This is a genomic window from Actinoplanes cyaneus, assembly GCF_016862095.1.
In the GTDB taxonomy this organism is placed as follows: Bacteria; Actinomycetota; Actinomycetes; order Mycobacteriales; family Micromonosporaceae; genus Actinoplanes; species Actinoplanes cyaneus.
In genome coordinates this window covers 1-1,566 of record NZ_BOMH01000149.1, presented here as the reverse complement: position 1 = coordinate 1,566, position 1,566 = coordinate 1, and the positions used below count along the sequence as shown (strand labels likewise).

Below are 1,566 nucleotides of genomic sequence, written 5' to 3'. Positions count from 1 at the left end.
GGATGAAAATGGCTCAGATATCGTTGCGTTGTGCTGAGCGATCCGTGCCCGGCGATCTCGCGCAGCACATGGACCTTGACCCCGGCGTCGGCCATCCACGTGAGGCCGGTGTGCCGCAGGTCGTGGCGGCGTAGGTGCTCGTACCCCAGCGCGGTCACCACCTCGTCCCAGTGCGTGGCGTCCCGCAGCACCGCGGTGCTGATCCGGCCGCCGCGTGGGCCGGTGAACAGCCGCGTGTCCGGGCCGGTCGCGGAGTCCAGCCGCTCGATGACCATCGGCCGGACCTCCTCGATGATCGGCACCTTGCGGGCGCGCTTGCCCTTGGTCCCCTTGTCGATCAGGCCACCCGGTCCGGGCGTGGTCTGTCGCCGCACGGTCCACGTCCACGTCCGCCGGTCGATGTGGCCGGCGCGGACGCCGGACACCTCGCCAATGCGGGCCGCCGTGCAGCCGGCGAACATCACGACGTGTCCCCACCCGGTGAACTGGCCGTGCGACCGGGCCACCAGCGCATCGGCGAGCGAGGTCAACGTCTCCCAATTTGGCAGGGCGAGCGACCGCGGATCGTCCAACTCGCCCTCGGCCTTCTGATACTCGCGCTGCCAGCCCTTCACCCGTGCGACGTTGCGATCAACCACGCCGTCACGTACGGCCTGTTCGAGCACTCTGACCAGCATGGCAAGGGTGTTCTTGACGGTCGATCGGCTGCACTCGTCCTCGATCCAGGAGTAGACGGCCCGGTCCACAACACCGTTGGTGATCATGCGCATGGGGATGTGGCCGAGGCTCGGCACGATGCGCAGTCGCCAGCCGGCGAGGTACGGATGAAGGGTCTTGCGCTCCAGCCCGCGGATGGCCAGCGGCATCACGGCCTCGCCGTAGTCGGCGAGTCGCTGGGTGGCCGCGGCAGGGTTGATGCCACCGTTGGCCGCTTGGATCATGCCCTTGATCCACTGGTCCGCCTCTTCGGGCGTCGCGGTGGAGTGCGACTCGTTGGGGCGCGCATACCCAGCGGGTCGGCCGGCTCCATCCAAATTCCGACGGCTGCGTGAGCCGCTGACTGCGCAACTGTACTGGGCCATTCGCCTACCCATTCAGCGCGCAATTGAGCGCCGGAAGGAGCTTCGCGAGGACGCCCGTCTAGCGGCGGCTGGCAGGGTTGACCTCGTTGAGATCCGCAAGGAGATGCGTGGCGGAAATTAGGTTATGAGGGCGAGAAGTAGCATGAATTTGTCACCTACTTTTCTGTATGCCATGCGCGACGCATTGGACCAGCCGCCCCCTGTCCGGTAGTGGGGGCACCAGGAATAACGCTCGGTGCCGTTCACGCCCGGGGAACACATTGATCTCTGCCTGACAATGTCAAGCGGGCCGCCAAGGGCCGCGAGGGGTGGTTGAGTGCCAGCGCCGGGGACCGCCGCTCTTGTGCCGCGTCACTCCATGCCGATGCACCTGTTGAAACAAGAGTGACATGAGTTCGTTAGGTCTCACCCGCTGGTCCAGCTCCCTGTAGGGAACAACTAAGTGAGTGTTTGAGAGAGCTGTCGCACGGCGTGTCCCTGGACA

At 66.0% G+C, this 1,566-nt stretch carries 1 protein-coding gene; it reads right to left on the bottom strand.

Annotation, left to right across the window (positions count from 1 at the left end):
• Window positions 1-941 (bottom strand): site-specific integrase (locus Acy02nite_RS46070; RefSeq protein WP_203756745.1); only part of this gene is annotated, 941 nt, incomplete at its 3' end.
• Window positions 942-1,566: the final 625 nt, after the last annotated feature.